The organism is Treponema sp. R8-4-B8 (assembly GCF_054786175.1).
This window is the reverse complement of record NZ_BDHE01000192.1, coordinates 1-728: the sequence shown is the minus strand read 5'-3', so window position 1 is coordinate 728 and position 728 is coordinate 1. Positions and strand designations below refer to the sequence as shown.

Genomic DNA, 728 nt, shown 5'->3' with positions numbered 1-728 from the left:
GCATTTGTCCTTGACCATGTACTCGCTCCAATTGTTGAAAAACTGCAATCGACCGACCTTTACGTCGCTTTCCTGCACATATATCCAGTTGTCTTTGATCTCCCCTATCTCTAACTTATCCAAAAGCACCCCGACCGCAATGAAGTCCCGATATACCAATCCGTTGACGATCTCTTTAACATTTTGCGGAACGCCGTCCATTATATTGACAAGATCCTTAACCGGCATCGAACTGAGAACGTAATCGGGTTCGAACGTCTTTCCGTCGGAGAGCGTCCATTGCCTATGGGGGGGATTGCGGAAATCGGGGGGATTGCGGGTCAAGCCCGCAATGACAGTGTTGGCAATATGACATTTCACTACCCTACTGTTGAACAAAATCTCCCCGCCCATTTCCAAAACCTTGTCAGCCGCCTTTTGCCACAAGTCCCCCGGTCCCAGTTTAGGGTACAGAAACTCGTCTATCAAACTCGTCTCTTTAGTATTCTTGAACAGCGCGTGCTTGATCGTCTTCGCGATGCTTAACCCCTTTATCCTCTGCGCCCCCCACTCCGCGCTTATCTCTTCGCACGGAATCCCCCAGACCTTTTCCGTATAATCTTTGAAAAACGTTAGGTATAGCGAGTTCCCGAAGCGGTTCAACATGAAATCCCGCAGATTCTTCTCAGGCTTGATCTGAAAGAGGCAAGCCTTTATATTTGTCTCTTATACACATCTAGATGTGTATA

The 728-nt window shown here is 47.8% G+C and carries 1 protein-coding gene; it reads right to left on the bottom strand.

Annotation, left to right across the window (positions count from 1 at the left end):
• Window positions 1–645: hypothetical protein (locus tag ACYVRA_RS07825; protein WP_461252176.1), on the bottom strand; the 645-nt coding region annotated here is incomplete at its 3' end.
• Between the last annotated feature and the right edge of the window lie 83 nt (window positions 646–728).